Here is a 20,348-nt window from a genome sequence, read left to right as displayed (position 1 = left end):
GCGGCGGCAGCGCGGCTTGGACCGGCCTCATCATCGCCTTCGCGGCAAGGAACCAGTCCCTCAATGTGAGCCGTAATCCGCACGGATCGCTCAAAACGGCTTGTGAGCCGTGCTCGGACCCTCGGAACAGGCCCGAAGATGAGGGACGCAAGAGACCACGCCCATGCCCCTGCGGGTCCCCAAGCTCGATGCCGAAGACGGCCACAAAAAACGCCCCGAGGCAAAACCTCGAGGCGCTTCTTTTCGTTCAGTGCGATCGCTCGCTTAGTCCAGGTTAAACGGCACCCGGACCACGAACTTGGCGTTCGTTGCAGCGCCATCGACCGTGCGGGGCGAAAGCTGCCCGCGCTGGACGATGCGGACCGCAGCGGCGCCGAAGCCCATGCCCGACGGCTCTTCCGAGACGACACGGCAGTCTTCAGGACGACCGCTCGGGGTCACCGTACATTCGACCGTGGCCGAACCGCCCACGCCGCGATCAAGAGCGCGCTGCGGGAAGTCCCGTTCGGTCGGACGCGGCGGGCGAGCCCACTGCGGGTTGGTGATCACCGAAGGACGCGGCGGCGCGGGCGGCGCCGGCGGAGGCGGAGGACCTGGGACGATCACGGGCGGGCCCGTGTATTCGACGCGGTCTTCCTTCTTCGTCGGCTCGATCGGCAAGGTCACCGGCGGCGGAGGCGCCGAGGTGTTGACGACCGGCTCGCGCACCTGAAGCTTCGGCGGCGGAGGCGTGTCCGGCGGCGGAGGCGGCGGCGGCGGAGGCGGAGGCGGTGGCGGCGGCGCCATCAGCTCCACATCTACAGCCTCGTCCACATAGTTGAACTCCTGGAGTTCGAACTTGCTCTTGTAGAGGTAAAGACCCGCAAGAACGTGAACGGCGATAGAGATGCCGATCCCGATCATTGCGCCCGTCGAAAGTTTTTCTTTCTCGGAGCGTCGAGCAGAGGGTCGCGGTGCTCGCGATGTTCAGCAGTCATGCTTGCGTCACGCCCCCTTACGACTGATCTTCGCCAACCAGGGCGACACTGTAGAAACCATTATCCTGCAAGGCGTTCATGACCTGCATGAAGTCCCCGTAACGCGTTTGCTGGTCAGCGCGGATGAAAATCCGCTCCTGCTCAGGGTCACGTGTTCCGATCTGGACTTTCAGATCATCGCCCAACGAGCCCACCGTGGTCCGGAAGTCGCCGATCCACACTTCACCGCCATTCTGGATGGAGATGAAGACAGGCTTGGGCGGATTCTGGGCCGGCGGAGCGACGGCGCGAGGAAGCGTCACCGGCACCGACACGGTGGCGAGCGGAGCCGCCACCATGAAGATGATGAGGAGAACAAGCATAATGTCCACGAAAGGCGTGACATTGATTTCGCTGTTCGCCTCGACGGTGTACTTGCCGCCGCCGGAACCGGAAAGTTTGGCGGCCATTCGGCTTACGCTCCCTTGTCGAGTTGACGCGAGATCGAGTTGATCAGCTCAGCGTTGAACCCGTCGGCGCGAGCGCCGTACGAAGCGATGCGGGTGTTGAAGTAGTTATAGAAGATAACCGCCGGGATAGCCGCGAACAGGCCGATACCGGTGGCCAGCAGGGCTTCAGCGATACCCGGAGCAACGACGGCCAGGTTGGTGGTGTTCGATTCGGCGATGCCGATGAACGAGTTCATGATGCCGTACACGGTGCCGAACAGACCGATGAACGGACCGCCCGAACCGACCGACGCCAGGAACTGCTGGCCGCCCGACAGACGGATGCCCAGACCACCTTGAACGGCGCCGATGGCGTTGTTCGCGCGGTCGATCGTCGAGCCGCGGTGAACGCCGGCGACGTCCAGGCCGGCTTGACGCGACAGCTCCACTTCGCCGGTGGCGGCGGCGGCCATGTCGGCCAGCGGGTTGCCGTCGAACTCTTCCGAGGTGGCCAAGCGACGGATGTCAGCCAGGGTGCGAGCACCGCGGTACTCTTCCAGGAAGCGGTTGGTCTTTTTGCTCAGCGAGCTGAACTCGACCAGTTTGATGAGCAGCAGCGTCCAGGAGAAGATCGAGGCCAGAATCAGGCCGGCCATGACGACCTTAACGACCGGGTGCGCCATCATGAACATGGCGATCGGGGTCAGGCCCGCACCGCCGTGACCTTCTGCGGCGGCTTCTTCCGTGGCGGCTGCATCAGCGGCCGGGGTGGCGGCGTCGGCGGCCGGAGCGGCGGCGTCGGCAGCGGCGGGAGCCGAAGCGGCGGCCGGAGCGGCCGGAGCGGCTGCGTCCTGCGCCAGAACCGGCGAGCTCGCCATCAGGACGGCGGCGCCGGCCATTGCGAGGAGGATATTCGTCTTCTTATCGAGCATGTTTCGCCAGTTCCTGCTTTGGTCTGACTCGTGGAACCCAAGACGGCGGCCGCGTCAGTCGGCCGCGCCTTTACAGTGAAATCTTTTCCTCCCGCCGGATTTCTCCCCGCCGGTCGGCGCCGCAATCCTCCAAACGTCGAAACGTCTGCGGACCTGGCGACAGAGACAATATCTCGCCGCCCACAGCCTGCAAGCAGGAATGCGGTCCTGTCCCTTTGGCGAAGCCCTATCTTAGCGTCAAGGGCGGAAAATGTCTTTTCACCCCCGGCCGGACGCAGCGCGGCGCGACACGCACAAAAAATGCACGTCAATGTCATGGTCCGGCAACAAACTTGCCGTGTTACCGATTGTTAAGAAAAGTTTAGGCCCGTGACGAATTTTCGGCTTTTTTGCGGCCGAGGCGAAGATTCATCATTTAGGGGAAAGTGGTGCCTGGAGGCGGATTCGAACCACCGACACGCGGATTTTCAATCCGCTGCTCTACCAACTGAGCTATCCAGGCTTCGCTTTGCGTCGCGAGAGGCGGCTCTATAGGCGAGCCCGGGCGGGCTGTCCAGACGCCAATTCACTCAATTCCGCGATCTTTTTCATCATCGTGCGCTTCTTCGGCGGGAATGGCGTATCCGCCGGTGAACCAGCGTTGCAGATCAACGTCGGCGCAACGCTTGGAGCAGAAGGGCTTATAGGCTGCGACAGACTCGGCGCGGCGGCAAATGGGGCACTGGGCCATGCGTCAGCCCTCCTTGATATGAAATTCGCCCGGTGCGGCGTCGGGGCGGATATGGGCGCGCGGCCCCAGTTCAGCCGCCCAGGGCGACAGAATCATTTCAGAGGCCGGGCTGCAATGCAGCGTGAAACGCGGCGTCGCCCGATCTGTCGCCAGCGCCAGCCGCAGGCGATGCAGGGCGGCGCGTTCGGCTGCGCCCGGCCCGGCCAGCCGCTCGTCCGCCGGCGTTCGGCCCCACGGCAGGGACAGTTGCAGCAGCCCGAACCGGCTGAGCGGCCCCACCGCGACGCCTTGCGTCCCGGCGAAAGCCTGACGCGCCATGTTCAGGGTGCTTTCGGGGTGCAGGCCCACGCCCGCCAGATCGACCGCCGCCAGACCGCCCCACCCCGTCAGGCCCAGCAGGCGCGCGGTCTGGCGCAGGCCCTCGCGATTCACCGCCTCGCGCCCCTTGCGGGAATCACGACCGGCGACAGGGGCGTAATCAATGTCGACCGCGACCAGGGCGCGCGTGCGCTGGATCGCCAGATCCAGGCCGACCTCCGAAACAACGACGCCGCCCGCCAGCGCCTCGTCCTGAGCCTCGGTCGCGGCGCGAATGGCCGCGGCGCCGGTCTCTATAGGCATATCGGGATAGAGAGCCCGCAGGATCGCCTCAACGTCAGGCCCCGGTGCCAGCAGGCGCGGCTCGCCGCTCGCCTCGCCCAGACGGCGCAGCACCGGCCCCTTGCGCTCGCGGGGCTCGGCGGTGATTTCCAGTTCCAACTTGGCGCCTTCGGTCGGGCGATCCGCCTTGCCCAGAGGCAGGAAGCCGAACGGCTCGCCGCGGCCCAGGTCGACGAAGGCGCCGTGCAGCCCCGGCGCCAGACGCGCCACCCGGCCCACGAGGCGCGCGCCCAGGCAATGCTCGGGGCGGTCGTCCTCTCTATGAAGGATCAGCGTCTCGGCGCGGCCGTCGCGGAACGCCACGCCTCGGGTCTCGCCCGGAGCCGCGTCCAGGAAGACCTCGACATCGGCCATCAGGCCGCCCCGCCTCGCCATCCCGCGCCGCGAAGAAGGTTCGCCGCCTCATACAGAGGCAGCCCCATGACGGCGGGATGGCTGCCGACGATTCGGGTGACGAAGGCCGCCGCCCGGCCCTGGATGCCATACCCCCGGCCTTGCCTCGCCATTCGCCGGAGGCGACATAGGCGGCGATCTCGCCGTCCGACAGCGGCTTGAAGCTGACGCGGGTTTCCACCACCCGCCAGGAGGTCCGCCCGCCTCGCACTACGGCCACGCCGGTGAAGACGCGATGATTGCGGCCCGACAGCAGCTTCAGAAACCGGGTCGCCTCGGCCTCATCGACGGGCTTCTCCAACAAACGCCGCCCGACAGCCACCACCGTATCGGCGGCCAGGACCACGTCGTCGGGATGGCGTTCGGCCACGACAGCGGCCTTGGAACAGGCCAGGCGCTGGGCCAGACGCGGCGGCGTCTCGGCCCGCTGGGGCGTTTCGTCGATATCGGCAGGATCGACCACATCGGGCGCAATGCCGATCTGCGCCAGCAGCTCGATGCGGCGCGGGCTCGACGAGGCCAGGATCAGCCTCGGAGCCGGAGCGTCAGGACGCGACACGCGCGTCCTTACTTGAAGCGATAGGTGATGCGACCCTTGGTCAGGTCATAGGGCGTCATTTCGACCAGCACCTTGTCGCCGGCCAGCACCCGGATGCGGTTCTTGCGCATCTTGCCCGCAGTGTGGGCGATGATCTCGTGATCGTTTTCCAGCGTCACGCGAAACGTCGCGTTGGGCAGCATTCGCTGACCACGCCGGGGAACTCAAGCAGTTCTTCCTTAGCCATGCGGCCTCTCTCGCCCGGTGAATACGGCATAAGGCTCGCGCCGGGCGTGAGCGCGAGCCGTAAAAGTGAGGGCGCCTAATGCACCAAAACGCTTAGATAGTCGAGTTCAGCCCCGACGATAGAGGGCGCAGACCAAAGTAAAGAGCCGCCGGGCGGTCTCCTGGTCCATCTCGACCTTGCCTTCCAGACGCGCTTTCAGCAGGGCCGCGCCTTCGTTGTGCAGGCCCCGGCGCCCATGTCGACCGACTCGATCTGACTGGGCGAAGAGCCGCGCAACGCCTCGTAATAGCTTTCGCAGATCAGGCCGTAGTCGCGGATCACGGTCTTCATCGGCGTCAGCGACAGGACATGAGTGCGGCTGAAATCCGGGCCGGTGATGTCGAAAGCCAGGCGATTGTCCTGCGACGACAGCTTCAGCGCATAGGGGCCGCCTACGGCGCCTTCGGGCACGAAACGGTTCTGCTCCACCAGGTCGAAGATGGCGACGCGGCGCTCATGCTCGATCTCAGCCGTCGCGGCCGGCAGGGAGGCGTTGTCGATCTCGATCGCCGTCAGCTTGTGCGTCGCGCTCATCAGCCCGCCTCGTCCAGATGGGTGGGCGCCACCCGCGCAGGCCAGCGCTCGGACAGATCGGTCAGGACCGCATCCAGGCATTCGACGTCGATTCGCAGGTCTCCGCCCCCAGCGAACATCATGAACACGCGGCCGCCCGGCGCCTCGGTCGGCTGAAAGTCCATCGCCAGCAGCTCCAGCGCCTGCTCGGGCAGGCGCGGCAGACGGCGGCTCTTGACCGCCTGGACGTCCCCGAACTGCATGGCCGCCATCACGCGCGCGCCCCCGCATTCCCAACAGAAGCGCGACAGGACCACGGTCAGGCGCCGCGCCTCCTTTTCCCAGCGGATGTCGACCGGACGCATGATGGCGTCCTGAAGCGCGGCCGAAATGATCTGCAGGTCGTCCGCGTCCTCGGCCAGCAGGCGCAGCGGCGCGATCGGCGCCGCCTCCCCGCCATCGCCGTCGATCACCGGATCAGGGATGGATTCGCCGTCAGTGCTCATCGCCCTCCCCTTGATGCGTCGGACATCGGCGCCGCAGGCGCCAACTTCTCTTCCATGCGCTCGAAGCCGCGATCCAGGTGATAGACGCGGCCGACCGTCGTCTCACCTTCGGCCACAAGACCGGCGATGACCAGAGACATGGAGGCGCGAAGATCCGTCGCCATCACCGGCGCCCCTTCAGCTCCTCGACGCCGCGCACCACCGCCTGGCCGGCGTGGACGGTGATGTCGGCGCCCAGACGCGCCAGTTCCGGCGCGTGCATGAAGCGATTCTCGAAGATGTTTTCGTGGATGACGCTCGTGCCTTCGGCCGTCGTCATCAGGGCCATGAACTGCGCCTGCAGGTCGGTAGCGAAGCCCGGATAGATCTCGGTCGTGGCGTCGACCGCCTTCAGCCGCTGCGTCGGATCGCGGCGCACGATCAGCCCGTCGTCAGTCGGCTCGATCTCGACCCCTGTTTCGATCATTTTGTCGGTCAGGGCGGTGATCAGGTCAGCGCGCCCCTTGGTCAGGCGCACTTCGCCCCCGGCCATAGCCGCCGCCAGCGCATAAGAGCCCATCTCGATCCGGTCGGGAATCACCGACCAGGTCGCGCCCGACAGGGACGAGACGCCGGTGATCGTCAGCACGTCGGTGTCCAGGCCCTCGATCTTCGCGCCCATCGCGATCAGGCAGCGGGCCAGGTCGCCGATCTCGGGCTCGCGCGCCGCGCGCTTCAGCACCGTGGTTCCGTTCGCCAGCACGGCGGCCAGCAGGGCGTGTTCGGTCGCGCCGACGGAAACGAAGGGAAACTCGATCTCGGCCCCGCGCAGCCCCTTGCGCCGTGGCGGAGACATAGCCCTCTTCCAGCTCGATCGCCGCGCCCATCGCGGTCAGCGCCTGCAGGTGCAGATCCACTGGACGCGCGCCGATGGTGCAGCCCCCGGCAGGGAGACCTTGGCGTGCCCCGTGCGCGCCAGCAGCGGCCCCAGCACGTTGAACGAGGCCCGCATCTGACGCACCAGGTCATAGGGAGCGAAGGTCGAGGTCAGCTCTGGCGCGTGGAACAGGGTCTCCTGGCCGTCCGCTCCGTCGCGCTCGGTCACTTCCACGCCGAACTGGCGCAGCAGCTGGCCCAGGAATCGCGTGTCGGCCAGGCGAGGCATATTCGTCAGCAACAGGGGCTGATCCGTCAGAATCGACGCCGCCATCAGCTTGATCGCCGAGTTCTTGGCGCCGCTGACCGGAATGGAGCCGTTGAGGCGGTGGCCGCCGTGGATGACGATGCTGTCCATGAGTATCGGGGAAGTCCTGGGGGCTCGGACCCCTACGGCCCGGCGAACCGGCTATCTAGCAAGCCTGGCGGCGCCGGCGAAAGGCCGGAACGTCGCAAGAGGGATGACTTTCAGTTGCTTTCCTTGGCCGGGCGCGCGCCGCCGCGCCGGCGCCTTGCGGCGACGCAGATCGCACGCAGGGCGGCGGCCAACCGGGCCGCCCGCTCGGCCTTCGCTGCGGCGGCAGGTGCAGGTGAAGATGGGACGGCGGCCTCAGGGCCCGCCCCATCGGCGTCTTTAGTCGGCTTATCCATGGACGCAGCAGACCGCGCCGAAAGATTTTGATCAAGCGTGCATTTTTGGCTTGGCCCGGCCAAAACCTTTGGCTATACGGCCGCTTCCTCAGTGACCCGCCGCCGTAGCTCAGTGGTAGAGCGCATCCTTGGTAAGGCTGAGGTCGGCAGTTCAATCCTGCCCGGCGGCACCATCGGAGCCCAAACCTGCAAGGGTTTGGGCTCCGGCCATTTCTGGCTCCTGAAATCCTGATCTACAGCGCTACTGCCGATAACAGAGCAGGCCGCAGGCTTGGCTTTTGGACAGAGGCGCAGGGGTTCTGAGAGTTCTCCGAAGAATATTCGGCCTTATCGGTCTTATCCCGACTGGCCAAGATCCGGCCGCTGCCGCTAGCCTCGCCCCCCATCTGTATACGTTTGATAGCCGAGGGGGCTTTCATGAAGCGCGTTCTATTGACTACGGCTGCGGCTTTAACCGTAGCCTTTCCGGCGTTCGCCCAGGATCCGAACTCGGCGACCACGCCCAAATGGGACGTGCAGAACCCGACCGGCGGCGCCCAGCGCGACATCAACATCAACGTCGATGAAGGCACCTGGATGGCTGTCGACGTCAGCCCTGACGGCCGCGAGATCGTCTTCGACCTGCTGGGCGACATCTATGTGATGCCCATCGGCGGCGGCGAAGCCCGCCCCATCGCCTCGGGCGTCGCCTGGGACATGCAGCCGCGCTATTCGCCGGACGGCCGGTTCATCGCCTTCACCTCGGACCGTGGCGGCGGCGAAAACCTGTGGGTCATGGACCGCGACGGCTCCAACCCGCGCCAGGTGTCGAATGAAACGTTCCGCCTGCTGAACTCCCCGACCTGGACGCCGGACAGCCAGTTCGTCGTCGGCCGCAAGCACTTCACCTCTTCACGCTCGCTGGGCGCGGGCGAGATGTGGATGTACCACCGCTCGGGCGGCGGCAGCGGCGTGCAGCTGACCGAGCGCCGCACCCAGCAGAAGGACACGGGCGAGCCCGCCTTCTCGCCCGACGGCCGCTATATGTATTTCAGCGACGACGCCACGCCGGGCGGCGTCTTCGACTACTCCAAGGACCCAAACACCCAGCTCTATGTGATCCGTCGCCTGGATCGCGAGACGGGCGAGATCAAACCCTTCGTCACCGGCCCAGGCGGCTCGGTGCGCCCGACCCCGTCGCCGGACGGCAAGTCGCTCGCCTTCGTGCGCCGCGACCGTTACCAGTCGGTCCTCTACGTCATGGACCTGGAATCGGGCCGCGAGACGCCGATCTACGACGGCCTTGACCGCGACATGCAGGAGACCTGGGCCATCCACGGCGTCTATCCGGGCTTCGCCTGGACGCCGGACAACGGCTCCATCGTCATCTGGGCGGGCGGCAAGATCCGCCGCATCGACGTGGCCTCCAAGGCCGTCAGCGAGATCCCCTTCCGCGTCACCGACACCCGCCGGGTGCAGGAGACCGCCCGCTTCCCCGTCGAGGTGGCGCCGGACCAGTTCGAAGTGAAGATGATCCGCTGGGCGCAGACCTCGCCCGACGGCTCCAAGGTGGTGTTCGAGGCCCTGGGCAATCTGTGGGTCCGCGACCTGCGCAACGGCGTGGCCGGAACGCCGCGCCGCCTGACGCGCCAGAGCGACCATTTCGAGCTGTATCCGTCCTGGTCGCGCGACGGCCGCTCGATCGTCTACACGACCTGGAACGACGACAAGCTGGGCTCCATCCGCGTGGTTCCCGTCGCAGGCGGCGAAGGCCGGACCATCACGACCAACCCCGGCCACTATCTGGAGCCGCGCTTCTCGCCGGACGGCCAGACGGTCGTCTACCGCACGTCCAGCGACGGCTATCTGCGCTCGGCCCTGTGGAGCCGCGAGCCGGGCATCTACCGCGTTTCCGTCCGCGGCGGCGAACCGGTCAAGATCACCGATTCGGGCACGACGCCGCAGTTCGGCGCCAGCAACGACCGCATCTTCGTCAGCGCGCGTGAGGGCGACAAGCGCGTCCTGCGCTCGATGAACCTGTCGGGCGGCGACGTGCGCAACCACCTGAGCAGCGAATGGGCGGCCGAGTTCTCGGTCTCGCCGGACGAGCAGTGGATCGCCTGGACCGAGCGTTTCAACGCCTATATCGCGCCCTTCGCCTCCACGGGCCGCGCCATCACGGTCGGCGCCGACACCAAGGCCCTGCCGCAGACGCGCGTCACCCGCGATGCGGGCGAATGGCTGCACTGGTCGGGCGATTCCAGCCGTCTGCAGTGGTCTCTGGGACCGGAGCTGTTCTCGCGTCCGCTGAGCGAAAGCTTCGCCTTCGTCGACGGCGCTCCGGCTGATCTGCCCAAGCCCGCCGAGCATGGGATCAAGATCGGCTTCACCGCCGACTACGCCCGCCCCAGCGGCGTCACCGTCCTGTCCGGCGCCCGCCTGATCACCATGAAGGGCGAGGAAGTCATCGAGGACGGCGTCGTCGTCATCAACGGCAACCGCATCGAGGCCATCGGCCCGCGCGGCTCGGTCACGGTTCCCGCCGGCGCTCGCGTCATGGACATGGCCGGCAAGACCATCATCCCGGGTCTGGTCGACGCCCACTGGCACGGCCGCATGGGCTCCGACGAGATCATCCCGCAGCAAAGCTGGGTGAACTACGCCGCCCTGGCCTTCGGGGTGACGACGCTGCACGACCCGTCGAACGACACCAGCGAGATCTTCGCCCACAGCGAACTGGCCAAGGCCGGGCGTGTGGTGGCGCCGCGCATCTTCTCGACCGGCACCATCCTCTACGGCGCCGCGACGCCGACGACGGCGGTGGTCAACAACCTGGACGACGCGCGCTCGCACCTTCGCCGAATGCAGGCCGCCGGCGCTGGAGCGTCAAGAGCTACAACCAGCCGCGCCGCGAACAGCGCCAGCAGATCCTGCAGGCCGCCCGCGAACTGGGCATGATGGTCGTGCCGGAAGGCGGCTCGCTCTATAACGTCAACATGAGCATGCTGGTCGATGGTCACACCACCATCGAGCACTCGGTGCCGGTGGCGCGCATGTACGACGACGCCGTCCAGCTGTGGTCGCAGACGGGCACGGCCTATACGCCGACCCTGATTGTCGGCTTCGGCGGCGCCTGGGGCGAGAACCACTGGTATGAGGTCACCGACGTCTGGAAGGACCCGATCCTGAGCCAGTATGTCCCGCGCCGCATTCTGGACGACCGTTCGCGCCGTCCGGTGAAGACCCCGCCGGAAGAGCTGAACCACATCTCCATCGCCCGCGATCCAAGCGGCTGATGGATCAGGGCGTCTCGGTCCAGATCGGCGCCCACGGCCAGCGCGAAGGCCTCGGCGCCCACTGGGAGCTGTGGATGTTCGAACAGGGCGGCATGAGCGCGCACGAAGCCCTGCGTGTCGGCACCATCAACGGCGCCCGTGCGCTCGGCATGGACAAGGACATCGGCTCTCTGGAGGCCGGCAAACTGGCCGATCTGGTCGTGCTGGACGCCAATCCGCTGGTGAACCTGCGTGACTCGACCAAGATCAGCCACACCATGATCAACGGCCGCCTCTACGATAACCGCATGAACGAGGTCGGCGGGCCTCAGCGCAAGCCGTTCTGGTTCGAAAGCGAAGACGGTCAGGCCTGGAGCGCCTCGGGCACGGCCACGGCCGCCGAGAGCCACGGCCACACCCACGACTGATCCTGCCGCACGGCAGGAACGCGAAGGGCCCGGCGTCAGCCGGGCCCTTTTTCGTGAGCAGTTCAGTTGGAGCGTTGATCACGCCCTTTCATCCCGCTCATCCCGGCGTCCGCCGGGATGAGCGAGCTAACAGACGCAACTCAGAACAAGCCCGAGGATAGCCGAGGGCCGGCCTCTCGCCCCTGCGCCCCAAAACCGCACAATGAGCGAGTTGAGGTTACTCCCCCAGCCCGCGCACCGAGGCTTCCAGCAGGGCGTTGCGCCGCGCCGCGCGGCCTTTCAGCCAGCGCATGGCGAGGACCAGCGCCGCCACCACCGCGCCGAAGGCCAGCAGCCACAGGGTCGGGTTGTGCGCCTCGCTCATCATCTCCAGTCGGGCCAGCCCCTTGGCGGCCAGATAGCCGGGCGCCAGCATGGCCAGCACCCACACGAAGGCCGAGGTCACGTTGGCGAACTGGAACACGCGCTGGCGCATCTGCAGCACGCCCACCATCACCGGCACGAAGGCGCGCAAGGGACCGAAGAAGCGGCCGATGAAGATCGAAGCCACGCCGTAGCGACGGCAGTACAGGCGCGTCCAGGCCAGCTTACGGCGGTGCGGCACCAGCAGGTGATGACGTAGCACCCGCGTGCCCAGCCGCCGGCCGATCCAGTAGGAGATGGCGTCGCCCATGACGGCGCCGATCACGCACCCGCCAATGACGGTGAAGGGATCCAGCACGCCGGCCGCCACCAGTCCGCCTGCGGCGACCAGCAGGCCCGTCGCGGGCACGAAGGCGCCGATCACGACCAGCGACTCAAAGAAGGTCACTGCGCCAAGGATCACGCCGGCCCACATGGCGTTGCGGGCGATGAAGTCGGCGGCCGAACTAAGCAAACTGTCCATACTGATCCTTTGCACGAGGGCATATGGGATCAGGCGCTATCAAGGGAATGCGACGATGCGACGCCCGGCCCTAAAAAGGTCGGCGTGGCCTATGAGACGCACTTTACTGCCGGTCGGACTATCGTCCGGCGTCGCCATCCCGGTCGCGCGCGGGTTCAGCCTGCCGCTCGTCCGTGCTGAAGGGACGGATGCGGCTGGGGCGTTCATGCGGGTTGCGCACCCCCATCGGCCCCGGCACGGCGCCATAGGCGTCGCGCCAGCCGTAGCCGTTCAGCCCATAGCGGCCCGCGCCATAATAGCCGTAGGGACCGTAGCCATAGCCCCAGGGCGCGTTCTTGGTCTGGCTGACGCTCAGGTTCAGCGTGCCGTTTTCGCCCAGCGGCATGGAGACGGCGGCGGCGAAGTCGCTATAGCCGCCGGTGCCGATCCCGGCGCTGACCTCGCCGCGCATCTTGCGGGGCGCGGCCTCTTCCCAGGCGTCGGCCCATTGCTCGACCGGCGGCGAACCCGCCTTGCGCTCGCCGATCCAGCGAGAAATCTGTTCTTCGGTGCTGAGGCCGTGCGGCGCCGCCGTCTGCAGCGTCACAGCAGGCGAGGCCTCGCCCACGGTCTCGGCCAGGGCGGCCGCGCTGGCGGTCGGCACGGCGCCCGGACCCGCGCGCGGAGCGGTCGAAACCACGCCTTCGGGATCATTGCTCGCCAGCAAGAGGGAGGCGGTCATGAGTTCGATCAGCATACGCATCTACTCCCGTTCACAACCACCCTACCCCTAAATGCGGCCAAGGTCAGGCGGTCCCGTCGCCGCGCCCCAAAGGATCGGGCAAGGCTTCGCCTTCGGCCACGAAGCTCAGCGCCACCGAGTTGATGCAGTAGCGCAGGCCCGTGGGCGGCGGCCCGTCTGGGAAGACGTGGCCCTGATGGCTGTCGCAACGGGCGCAGCGCGTCTCGACGCGCACCATGCCGTGGCTGTCGTCGCGCACGGCGCGGACATGGGCCGGATCGACCGGCTCGGTGAAGCTGGGCCAGCCGGTTCCGCTTTCAAACTTGGTTCCCGAACGGAACAGCGGCAGGCCGCATTCGCGACAGCAGAACACCCCTGCCCGCTTCTCGCCCAGCAGGGTCCCGCAAAACGGCGCCTCGGTGCCGTGCGCCAGAAGCACGCGCTTCTCTTCAGGCGACAGGTCGGCCTCCAGCGCGACGCGCTGGCTGTCGGTCGGGGGCGTCAGGTCATAGCCGGAGGCGGAGCGCATGGCGGCGTGAGATTCGGTCTGGGTCATGGTCTGGAAATAGGAAGGGCCGGACGGTCGTTCCACCGTCCGGCCCTCGATAGGCTGATTTAGATGGTTGCGATCAGCCGAACAGGCCGGCGACCCAGGCGCGAACGGCCGTCTCGTCCGTGGCGTCGCCCGTGTAGGCCAGCGCGCCTGCAGGCGCGTAGGGCGAGTTGTTGCCGCGCTGACGCGTCGTCCACGCCTTATGACCATAGCTCAGGTCGGCGTAGTTGGACGGCAGACGCAGGGTCGTCGGCTCGATGAAGATGGTGTCCTCGGCCGTGGTCGAACCGGCGATGCGCACGTTCGGCAGGCGGCTCAGCAGGTCCAGCGTGTCCAGGCAGCCGCCCGAGCAGCCGGCGTCCACCAGAACGACCACCTGGCCCTGCACCGGATTGGCGGCGCCGGTGTCCGGGGTCGCCGGACGGCCCGGCATGACGAAGGTCGGCTGGCCAGCGGCGATGGCGCTGTCGAAGGCGGCGACGATGGCCTGGGTCTGTTCGATCACCGCGCCCGATTCCTGAACGAAGCGCGGATCAGACTGCATCCGGTTCAGGGTGTCGGCGAACCACTGGCGGTTGCCCGGCGTGGCGCGATAGGTGATCTGACCGGCTTCCGGCTGGCGGCTGACGGTGAATTCCGGCGACCAGATGCGGTTCGCCAGCCCATAGCCGCGCGAGGTGGCGTTGACCGAGGCGCCGTTGGCGCCGCGCAGGTCCAGCACAAAGCCCTGCGGCCCGCGAATAGCGGCGGACTGGGCCTCGACCTGGGCGAAGAAGGCGTCCCAGCCCGCGTCATCGGCCAGCGAGTGAACGCTGACCCACGGACGCCCGTCGACCATCTGAACCGACAGCGGCGCGCCCGACGGCACATAGACCGAGGCGCGATAGGCGGCTTCCAGATTCTGGGCCGTGGCCGGCTGCGGCGACAGGGTGAAGCTGCGGGTGCGGCGGCCGACCTGGAACTCGCAGGTCCCCGGCACGCCCGTCGTCATCGGGTTGTTGCGGTTCCAGAGCAGATAGGGGGCGCTGCGGACGCGACCGGCTTCGGTCGTCAGGTCGCCCTCGAACTGGTCCAGCTTGGCCTTGGCCAGATCCTCGATCGGCTCGGCGTTGCAGCTCTTCAGCACGGCGCCCAGCGGCGGCGCGCCGCGCACGCCGTCCTGAACATAGGAGACGACGTACTGGCCGTTGCGCCAGGCCGTGGCCACGCCCGGCCAGCTGGTGGCGAAATACGGGCCGAGGCCCTCATAGGTCGGGCGGGCGGCGATGTTGGAATCGCGGAAGCCGTTGGCGTACCAACGCAGCAGATAGGCGTGGCTGTCGCCGCTGTTGACCTGTCCGGTCTTGGCCAGGGCCTGTTGCAGACCCGCGTCCAACCAGCTGCGGAACGTCGCGCTGGCCTCGCCCGGCGTCACGGCGGCCGGATGGTTGTCGCGCAGGGCCGCGTGCATGGCCTGTAGATCCTGACGCGCCAGATCGCTGAAGTTCTGGGCCGAGGCGGCCGAGGCGGCGAAGGTCAGGGCCAGTGCGGCCGCCGACGCGGAAAGCAGGCGTTGCATGAGGGAATCTCCCGGTGTCCGTCTAAAACGCGGTATCGCCGGGTTTTAGACTCATTAACGGCGCCGTCGCCACCCCTGCGGCGAATTGCGCAGCTTATTCGCCGCACGCGGCTTCCGCTCGCGCCTGATCCATTTGATGGCTGGCGCCGCAGCCGCCAATGAGGTCAAAGGACGACGCTTATGATCGCCCTGACCGACCTTTTCCTGACTTCGACCGGCCGCGTGGGACGCAGCGGCTTCATGGCGGGCGCCGCCGTCCTGCTGGGCCTATGGACCGTCGTAGACCTCGTGCTCGGCCTGTCCGGGTGGCTTCACGCCCTGATCGCTGCCGCCCTGATTTATTGCGGCTTCTGCGTCTTGTCGCAGCGGCTGCATGACCGGGGGCGCTCCGGCTGGTGGAGCGGGCCGATCCTGCTGGCCTTCGCCCTGGCCTGGCCGCAGCCCATGACCCTGCTTGGCTGGATCGCCGTCGCAGGATTGGCCGTCGTCGCCGTCGACCTGGGGGTCCTGCCGGGCCAAAAGGCCTTTAACCGCTACGGCGCCGCGCCGGGCGCCCGGCGTCAGAGCGGCGCGACGCCCGGCTGAACCGGGCCGAACACCCGCTGGAAGGACGACTTCAGCGCGTCGTCCGCCTCATCCATCGTCGCCAGCACCCCCAGATCGACCAGGCTGGTCACGCCGTGCTCGGTGATGCCGCACGGCACGATGCCGCCGAAATGGTCCAGGTCCGGCTCCACGTTCAGGCTGATGCCGTGGAAGCTGACCCATTTGCGGACCTTGACGCCGATGGCGGCGATCTTGTCCTCACGGCTCCAGCCCGCGCCCTTGCGCTCGACCCAGACGCCGACGCGGCCCTCGCGCATGCCGGCCTCGACGCCGAAACGATCCAGGGCGCCGATGATCCAGTCCTCCAGCCCATGCACGAAGCCGCGCACGTCCTTGCCCCGCTTGTTCAGGTCCAGCATCACATAGGCCACGCGCTGGCCCGGCCCGTGATAGGTGAACTGCCCGCCCCGCCCGGTCCGGTGCACAGGAAAGCGATCGGGCGCCAGCAGGTCGTCGTCCTTGGCCGAGACCCCGGCCGTATAGAGCGGCGGATGCTCCAGCAGCCAGACCAGCTCCTCAGCCTCGCCGGCCGCGATCGCGGCCACGCGCGCCTCCATGGCGGCTTCGGCGGCGGCGTAGTCGACATAGCCGGACGACAGCGCCCATTGGACGGCGCGCTCATCCTCGCGGAGCAGGCTGTTTTGGACAGAGTTTAACGGGTCGGCAAGCATGATGCCCTCAATGTGGGGCCGAACGCGGCGGCGCAAGGGTCGCCCGGTGATTTGCGAGTATCTTCTTTGAGCCAGATCGAAGCCGTCGATGTCGAGATTTCGGTCGTGCTGGGCCGTTCGGTCCTGCCTATGCAGCAGCTGCTGCGCATGGGCCGTGGCGCGGTGATCCCGCTGGACGCCTCGGAAAGGGACGAGGTCTGGATCCTGGCCAACAACCACCCGGTCGCGCGCGGCGAGATCGAAATTCGCGACGACCGCATCGCCATCACGGTGACGCGGCCCGCGGATGTCTATGATTTCATGGCTGGCGCCGCCTAAGTGTTCCCTGTCCCCATCAGGAGAGTGAATTGCGCCGCCTGCCGCTATTTCCGCAAAACGCTCTTTTCTTTCCGTTCTCTCTCCGCTATTGCCCGCCCTCCGATGCGAGCGGTCGTGGCGGAATTGGTAGACGCGCAGCGTTGAGGTCGCTGTGGGGCAACCCGTGGAAGTTCGAGTCTTCTCGACCGCACCATCTGATCTGACAGGGCGATCTCGGCTAGATACGGCTGACAACTAACTCCAGAGGAGGCAGACACGTGACCCACACGGACCTTGCCCCTCTGCGCCCCGAAGACGCCCAGCTGGAAAACGAAAGTCACGCCGCCCTCGGCGAAGACTACGCCCTGACGGCGGCCTTCGTCGAAAAAGTGGTGGACGCGGCGGACGACGGCGACGGCCTGCGCCTGCGCAGCCTGCTGGAAGACCTGCACCCGGCCGACGTCGCCGATCTGATGGGCTTTCTGACCGCCGAGCATCGCTCGGTCGTCGTCCAGTGGCTGCCGCCGGACCTGCTGGCTGAATCCCTGCCCGAAATGGACGACGGCATCCGCGAGCAGGTGCTGGAGCGGGTCCCCTCGGCCACGCTGGCCGAAGCCCTGCAGGAGCTCGATTCGGACGACGCCGCCTCGGTGGTCGAAGACCTTGAGGACGATCAGCGCGAGCGCGTGCTGGCCGCCATGCCCGAGGTTGACCGGGCCGCCATCGAATCCTCGCTCGGCTACGAAGAGGATTCGGCCGGCCGCCTGATGCAGCGCGAGTTCATGGCCGCGCCGCAGTTCTGGAACGTCGGCGACACCATCGACCACGTCCGCGCCCAGGGCGACGACCTGCCCGAGCTCTTCTTCGACATCTATGTCGTCGATCCGATGAACCGCCCGGTCGGCGGGGTGGCCATCAGCCGGATGCTGCGCAGCCCGCGCACCACGCCGCTGACCGAGCTGATGGAGCCGGTCAACGTCATCGAGGTCGACGTCGATCAGGAAGAAGTCGCCTATATCTTCGAGAAGTATCACCTGATCTCGGCGCCCGTGGTCGATACGGGCGGGCGGCTGGTCGGCCAGCTGACCGTCGATGACGTCGTCAACATCATTCAGGAAGAGAACCGCGAGGACATCCTGCGTCTGGCCGGCGTCTCGGACGAGGACCGCTCGTCCAGCGTGCTGGAGATCGTGCGTGGCCGCGTGCCGTGGCTGGGCATCAACCTGTTCACCGCCGTCCTGGGCGCCAGCGTCATCGCCCTGTTCGAGGGCACCATCCAGCAGATCGTCGCCCTGGCCGTGCTGATGCCCATCGTCTCGGCCATCGGCGGCAATGCAGGGACGCAGGCCCTGACCGTCACCGTGCGCGCCCTGGCGACGCGCGAACTCAACGCATCGAACGCCCTGCGCACCTTCTGGCGCGAGATGGCCGTGGGCCTGGCCAACGGCTTCATCCTGGCGCCGCTGATCGGCCTGGCGGCAGGGTTCTGGTTCCAGGATTGGCGCATCGGCGCCGTCATCGGAACGGCCATGATCTTGAACCTGCTGGTCGCCGCCAGCGTCGGGGTGCTGACGCCGCTGACCCTGGCCAAGCTGAAGTTCGACCCGGCCGTGTCTTCGGCCGTGTTCGTGACGGCGACGACCGATTTCTTCGGCTTCCTGATCTTCCTGGGCCTGGCGACCATCGTCCTGCTGTAAATCTGGCCTGAAACGGCCCCGCCCGTTTCGGAACAAGGCTTGCTCCGCCCCGGTCAGGGCGAGAACGCCCGTTTCGAATTGGGTCAGTCCGTGTCCGCAGCCGCGCCGCAACGCCGCAAGGTCTCTCGTGAAGGCCTTCTGCTGATCAAGAGCTTCGAGGGCTTTCGCCCGCGCACCGTGCTGCGCCGCGACGGGACGCCAGTCATCGGCTATGGCCACTCGCGCTCGGCCCGGCCCGGCGCCGTGGTCAGCGAGGCCGAGGCCGAGCTGCTGCTGCAATACGACCTGATGCCCATCGTCGCCCTGTTGAACGAGCGGGTGCGCCTGCCCCTGAGCCAGCATCAGTTCGACGCCCTGGCCAGCTTCATCTTTTCCATCGGCCTTGAGCGGTTTCAGGCCTCAGACGTCCTGCAGAAGCTGGACGCCGACGCCCTGCCCGAGGCCGCCGTCGCCCTGTCCGCCTGGCCCGAGCGCGCGTCACCGCCGGTCGACGCCCTTTATCGCCGCCGCTCGGCCGAGCGCGCCCTGTTCGACACGGCGCCCGACCAGCCCGCCCCGCTGGACGCCCTGCTGACCGCCCCGGTGCGGGGCCCCGGCGCGGAGGCCGCCTCCGCCGACGCCCCGCCGCCCAGCGTGCCCGTCCTGCGTCACGAGAAACGCGCCGCCAAAGCCGCCGTCGGCGACGCCGCCCTGGGCGATAAGGGCGCCGTTCTGTTCATCGGCGGCGTCGGCGCCCTGGCCTTCGCGGCCGGAATCGCCGCCTTCCGACGCGCCCTGAACGCCCCCGCTTCGGGCGACGCCACGGTGGTGATCGGCGCCGGGCTGGCGGCGGCGGGGCTGCTCTTTATCGGCGTCGCAGCGTGGAGCTTCCTGCGCGCCAAGGACCATCCGCCAAAGCACAAACAGTCGCGCTAACAGGCGTCTTTGCGAAGGCCGCGCACGATGCTACGCCTTTGGGCATGAGCATTCCCTTCGCGCCCCAATCCATGGAATCGGCCTCGGCGAAACCGCTGACGCCATCCGCGACACCACCGCCCGCTGGGCCGCCGAGCGGCTGGCCCCCGCGCCGCCGAAATCGACGAAAAGAACGAGTTCGCCCGCGACCTGTGGCCCGAGATGGGCGAGCTGGGCCTGCACGGCATTACGGTCGAGGAAGAGTTCGGCGGTCTTGGCCTCGGCTACCTCGAACACGTGGTGGCGATGGAGGAGGTGTCGCGCGCCTCGGCCTCGATCGGGCTTAGCTACGGCGCCCACTCCAACCTGTGCGTCAACCAGATCCGCCGCTGGGGCACGCCCGAGCAGAAGGCGAAATACCTGCCCAAGCTGATCTCCGGCGAGCACGTCGGCTCCCTGGCCATGTCCGAGGCCGGCTCCGGCTCGGACGTCATGTCCATGCGCACCCGCGCCGAGAAGAAGGGCGATCGCTACGTCCTGAACGGCACGAAATTCTGGATCACCAACGCCCCCCACGCCGAGACCCTGGTGGTCTATGCGCGCACCGGCGACGGCAACGGGGGCGTCACCGCCTTCCTGATCGAAAAGGGCATGAAGGGGTTCAGCGTCTCCAAGAAGCTGGACAAGATGGGCATGCGCGGCTCGGACACGGCCGAACTGGTGTTCGAGGATTGCGAAGTTCCCGAAGAGAACATCATGGGCGGCGAAGGGCGCGGCGCCGCCGTGCTGATGAGCGGCCTGGACTATGAGCGCGCCGTCCTGTCGGCCGGTCCGCTGGGTATCATGCAGGCCGCGCTGGACGTGGTCCTGCCCTACGTCCGCGACCGCAAGCAGTTCGGCAAGCCTATCGGCTCCTTCCAGCTGATGCAGGCCAAGGTGGCCGACATGTACGTCGCCCTGAACAGCGCCCGCGCCTATGTCTATGCCGTCGCCCGCGCCTGCGATCAGGGCAAGACCACCCGCTACGACGCGGCGGGCGCCATCCTGCTGGCCTCCGAGAACGCCGTGAAGGTCACCCTGGAGGCCGTCCAGGCCCTGGGCGGCGCCGGCTACACCAAGGAATGGCCGGTCGAGCGCCTGGTCCGCGACGCCAAGCTCTACGACATCGGCGCCGGCACCAACGAAATCCGCCGCTTCCTGATCGGCCGCGAGCTGTTGGGAAGCTGACGGAACCACCAGGCGGGCCAGCGGTTG

General features: G+C 67.4%; 18 protein-coding genes, 3 tRNA genes and 5 pseudogenes. 10 read left to right on the top strand and 16 right to left on the bottom strand.

The features are described from left to right. Positions 1-264: 264 nt before the first annotated feature. From V8F63_RS10080 to murA, 11 genes and pseudogenes are all read right to left on the bottom strand, one after another. Positions 265-903, bottom strand: a complete 639-nt coding sequence (locus V8F63_RS10080; protein ID WP_244093320.1) for an energy transducer TonB — start codon at positions 901-903, stop codon at positions 265-267. A gap of 91 nt (positions 904-994) precedes the next feature. Next, positions 995-1,426, bottom strand: a complete 432-nt coding sequence (locus V8F63_RS10075; RefSeq protein ID WP_025978292.1) for a biopolymer transporter ExbD — start codon at positions 1,424-1,426, stop codon at positions 995-997. Positions 1,427-1,431: 5 nt separating this feature from the next. Beyond that, on the bottom strand, positions 1,432-2,337 hold the full coding sequence (locus V8F63_RS10070; protein WP_025978291.1) for a MotA/TolQ/ExbB proton channel family protein: 906 nt from the start codon (positions 2,335-2,337) through the stop codon (positions 1,432-1,434). A 426-nt stretch (positions 2,338-2,763) separates the two neighbouring features. After that, positions 2,764-2,839 (bottom strand) — tRNA-Phe (locus tag V8F63_RS10065). Positions 2,840-2,902: 63 nt separating this feature from the next. Continuing rightward, a complete protein-coding gene (gene yacG, locus V8F63_RS10060) occupies positions 2,903-3,067 on the bottom strand; it encodes a DNA gyrase inhibitor YacG (protein ID WP_082891468.1) in 165 nt (54 codons plus the stop codon). A 3-nt stretch (positions 3,068-3,070) separates the two neighbouring features. After that, positions 3,071-4,081 carry an RNA-binding protein gene (locus V8F63_RS10055; RefSeq protein ID WP_392353065.1) on the bottom strand — a complete coding sequence of 337 codons (1,011 nt, stop codon included), beginning with the start codon at positions 4,079-4,081 and terminating at the stop codon, positions 3,071-3,073. Then, a pseudogene (locus V8F63_RS10050) lies at positions 4,081-4,679 on the bottom strand (nucleoside triphosphate pyrophosphatase). The gene V8F63_RS10055 and the pseudogene V8F63_RS10050 overlap by 1 nt, the downstream one beginning before the upstream one ends. 8 nt (positions 4,680-4,687) lie before the next feature. Next, positions 4,688-4,905, bottom strand: a pseudogene (gene infA, locus V8F63_RS10045) (translation initiation factor IF-1). Between the two features lie 106 nt (positions 4,906-5,011). Continuing rightward, positions 5,012-5,478, bottom strand: a pseudogene (locus V8F63_RS10040) (UPF0262 family protein). Beyond that, the gene (locus V8F63_RS10035) at positions 5,478-5,963 is read right to left on the bottom strand and encodes a DUF2948 family protein (RefSeq protein WP_392355071.1); all 486 of its coding nucleotides are present in this window, start codon (positions 5,961-5,963) and stop codon (positions 5,478-5,480) included. Before V8F63_RS10035 ends, V8F63_RS10040 begins: the two are co-directional and overlap by 1 nt. A gap of 6 nt (positions 5,964-5,969) precedes the next feature. Next, a pseudogene (gene murA / locus V8F63_RS10030) lies at positions 5,970-7,236 on the bottom strand (UDP-N-acetylglucosamine 1-carboxyvinyltransferase); the annotation flags it as partial. 391 nt (positions 7,237-7,627) lie between these two features. Here murA and V8F63_RS10025 point away from each other — a divergent pair. The 4 genes from V8F63_RS10025 to V8F63_RS10010 all read left to right on the top strand — a co-directional run bounded on the left by V8F63_RS10025 (position 7,628) and on the right by V8F63_RS10010 (position 11,211). Continuing rightward, positions 7,628-7,702 (top strand) — tRNA-Thr (locus V8F63_RS10025). A 244-nt stretch (positions 7,703-7,946) separates the two neighbouring features. Further along, entirely contained in the window at positions 7,947-10,466 is a 2,520-nt protein-coding gene (locus V8F63_RS10020) for an amidohydrolase (protein WP_392353064.1), read from the top strand. Beyond that, positions 10,463-10,804 (top strand): hypothetical protein, encoded by a 342-nt coding sequence (locus V8F63_RS10015; protein WP_392353063.1) that lies wholly within the window; start codon positions 10,463-10,465, stop codon positions 10,802-10,804. The genes V8F63_RS10020 and V8F63_RS10015 overlap by 4 nt, the downstream gene beginning before the upstream one ends. After that, positions 10,804-11,211 (top strand): amidohydrolase family protein, encoded by a 408-nt coding sequence (locus V8F63_RS10010; RefSeq protein WP_392353062.1) that lies wholly within the window; start codon positions 10,804-10,806, stop codon positions 11,209-11,211. Before V8F63_RS10015 ends, V8F63_RS10010 begins: the two co-directional genes overlap by 1 nt. Before the next feature lie 217 nt (positions 11,212-11,428). On the opposite strand, the gene V8F63_RS10005 is transcribed toward V8F63_RS10010, so the two are convergent. From V8F63_RS10005 to V8F63_RS09990, 4 genes are all read right to left on the bottom strand, one after another. Continuing rightward, complete coding sequence (locus V8F63_RS10005) at positions 11,429-12,097, bottom strand: DedA family protein (RefSeq protein ID WP_025978283.1); 669 nt, start codon at positions 12,095-12,097, stop codon at positions 11,429-11,431. A 118-nt stretch (positions 12,098-12,215) separates the two neighbouring features. Beyond that, positions 12,216-12,833 (bottom strand): hypothetical protein, encoded by a 618-nt coding sequence (locus tag V8F63_RS10000; RefSeq protein ID WP_392353061.1) that lies wholly within the window; start codon positions 12,831-12,833, stop codon positions 12,216-12,218. A 49-nt stretch (positions 12,834-12,882) separates the two neighbouring features. Next, complete coding sequence (msrB, locus tag V8F63_RS09995) at positions 12,883-13,374, bottom strand: peptide-methionine (R)-S-oxide reductase MsrB (protein ID WP_025978281.1); 492 nt, start codon at positions 13,372-13,374, stop codon at positions 12,883-12,885. A 73-nt stretch (positions 13,375-13,447) separates the two neighbouring features. Then, positions 13,448-14,929 carry a hypothetical protein gene (locus tag V8F63_RS09990; RefSeq protein ID WP_392353060.1) on the bottom strand — a complete coding sequence of 494 codons (1,482 nt, stop codon included), beginning with the start codon at positions 14,927-14,929 and terminating at the stop codon, positions 13,448-13,450. A gap of 180 nt (positions 14,930-15,109) precedes the next feature. Here V8F63_RS09990 and V8F63_RS09985 point away from each other — a divergent pair, with 180 nt between their 5' ends. After that, positions 15,110-15,514 (top strand): DUF805 domain-containing protein, encoded by a 405-nt coding sequence (locus V8F63_RS09985; protein WP_313632160.1) that lies wholly within the window; start codon positions 15,110-15,112, stop codon positions 15,512-15,514. Here the strand turns inward: V8F63_RS09985 and lipB are convergent. After that, positions 15,490-16,206, bottom strand: a complete 717-nt coding sequence (gene lipB, locus V8F63_RS09980; protein WP_313632159.1) for a lipoyl(octanoyl) transferase LipB — start codon at positions 16,204-16,206, stop codon at positions 15,490-15,492. The two genes, V8F63_RS09985 and lipB, sit on opposite strands and share 25 nt — an antisense overlap. A 66-nt stretch (positions 16,207-16,272) precedes the next feature. On the opposite strand from lipB, the gene V8F63_RS09975 reads away from it, so the two are divergent. The 5 genes and pseudogenes from V8F63_RS09975 to V8F63_RS09955 all read left to right on the top strand — a co-directional run bounded on the left by V8F63_RS09975 (position 16,273) and on the right by V8F63_RS09955 (position 20,321). After that, positions 16,273-16,524, top strand: coding sequence for a FliM/FliN family flagellar motor switch protein (locus V8F63_RS09975; protein ID WP_025978277.1), 252 nt, complete (start codon positions 16,273-16,275; stop codon positions 16,522-16,524). A 108-nt stretch (positions 16,525-16,632) separates the two neighbouring features. After that, positions 16,633-16,717, top strand: a tRNA-Leu gene (locus V8F63_RS09970). 64 nt (positions 16,718-16,781) lie between these two features. After that, positions 16,782-18,200 (top strand): magnesium transporter, encoded by a 1,419-nt coding sequence (mgtE, locus tag V8F63_RS09965; protein ID WP_134580305.1) that lies wholly within the window; start codon positions 16,782-16,784, stop codon positions 18,198-18,200. 39 nt (positions 18,201-18,239) lie between these two features. Next, a complete protein-coding gene (locus V8F63_RS09960) occupies positions 18,240-19,115 on the top strand; it encodes a lysozyme (protein ID WP_392353059.1) in 876 nt (291 codons plus the stop codon). 67 nt (positions 19,116-19,182) lie between these two features. Further along, positions 19,183-20,321, top strand: a pseudogene (locus tag V8F63_RS09955) (isovaleryl-CoA dehydrogenase). Positions 20,322-20,348: the final 27 nt, after the last annotated feature.

Origin of the sequence: Brevundimonas sp. LF-1 (assembly GCF_037055305.1) — a bacterium.
Classification (GTDB): domain Bacteria; phylum Pseudomonadota; class Alphaproteobacteria; order Caulobacterales; family Caulobacteraceae; genus Brevundimonas; species Brevundimonas sanguinis.
Note: the sequence above shows the minus strand (reverse complement) of the source record. Positions and strands in the feature narration are given on the sequence as shown.

Coding starts and splice junctions, on each gene's coding strand:
- V8F63_RS10080 (WP_244093320.1), bottom strand. CDS start 903: ATGATCGGGATCGGCATCTCTATCGCCGTTCACGTTCTTGCGGGTCTT.
- V8F63_RS10075 (WP_025978292.1), bottom strand. CDS start 1,426: ATGGCCGCCAAACTTTCCGGTTCCGGCGGCGGCAAGTACACCGTCGAG.
- V8F63_RS10070 (WP_025978291.1), bottom strand. CDS start 2,337: ATGCTCGATAAGAAGACGAATATCCTCCTCGCAATGGCCGGCGCCGCC.
- yacG (WP_082891468.1), bottom strand. CDS start 3,067: ATGGCCCAGTGCCCCATTTGCCGCCGCGCCGAGTCTGTCGCAGCCTAT.
- V8F63_RS10055 (WP_392353065.1), bottom strand. CDS start 4,081: ATGGCCGATGTCGAGGTCTTCCTGGACGCGGCTCCGGGCGAGACCCGA.
- V8F63_RS10035 (WP_392355071.1), bottom strand. CDS start 5,963: ATGAGCACTGACGGCGAATCCATCCCTGATCCGGTGATCGACGGCGAT.
- V8F63_RS10020 (WP_392353064.1), top strand. CDS start 7,947: ATGAAGCGCGTTCTATTGACTACGGCTGCGGCTTTAACCGTAGCCTTT.
- V8F63_RS10015 (WP_392353063.1), top strand. CDS start 10,463: ATGATGGTCGTGCCGGAAGGCGGCTCGCTCTATAACGTCAACATGAGC.
- V8F63_RS10010 (WP_392353062.1), top strand. CDS start 10,804: ATGGATCAGGGCGTCTCGGTCCAGATCGGCGCCCACGGCCAGCGCGAA.
- V8F63_RS10005 (WP_025978283.1), bottom strand. CDS start 12,097: ATGGACAGTTTGCTTAGTTCGGCCGCCGACTTCATCGCCCGCAACGCC.
- V8F63_RS10000 (WP_392353061.1), bottom strand. CDS start 12,833: ATGCTGATCGAACTCATGACCGCCTCCCTCTTGCTGGCGAGCAATGAT.
- msrB (WP_025978281.1), bottom strand. CDS start 13,374: ATGACCCAGACCGAATCTCACGCCGCCATGCGCTCCGCCTCCGGCTAT.
- V8F63_RS09990 (WP_392353060.1), bottom strand. CDS start 14,929: ATGCAACGCCTGCTTTCCGCGTCGGCGGCCGCACTGGCCCTGACCTTC.
- V8F63_RS09985 (WP_313632160.1), top strand. CDS start 15,110: ATGATCGCCCTGACCGACCTTTTCCTGACTTCGACCGGCCGCGTGGGA.
- lipB (WP_313632159.1), bottom strand. CDS start 16,206: ATGCTTGCCGACCCGTTAAACTCTGTCCAAAACAGCCTGCTCCGCGAG.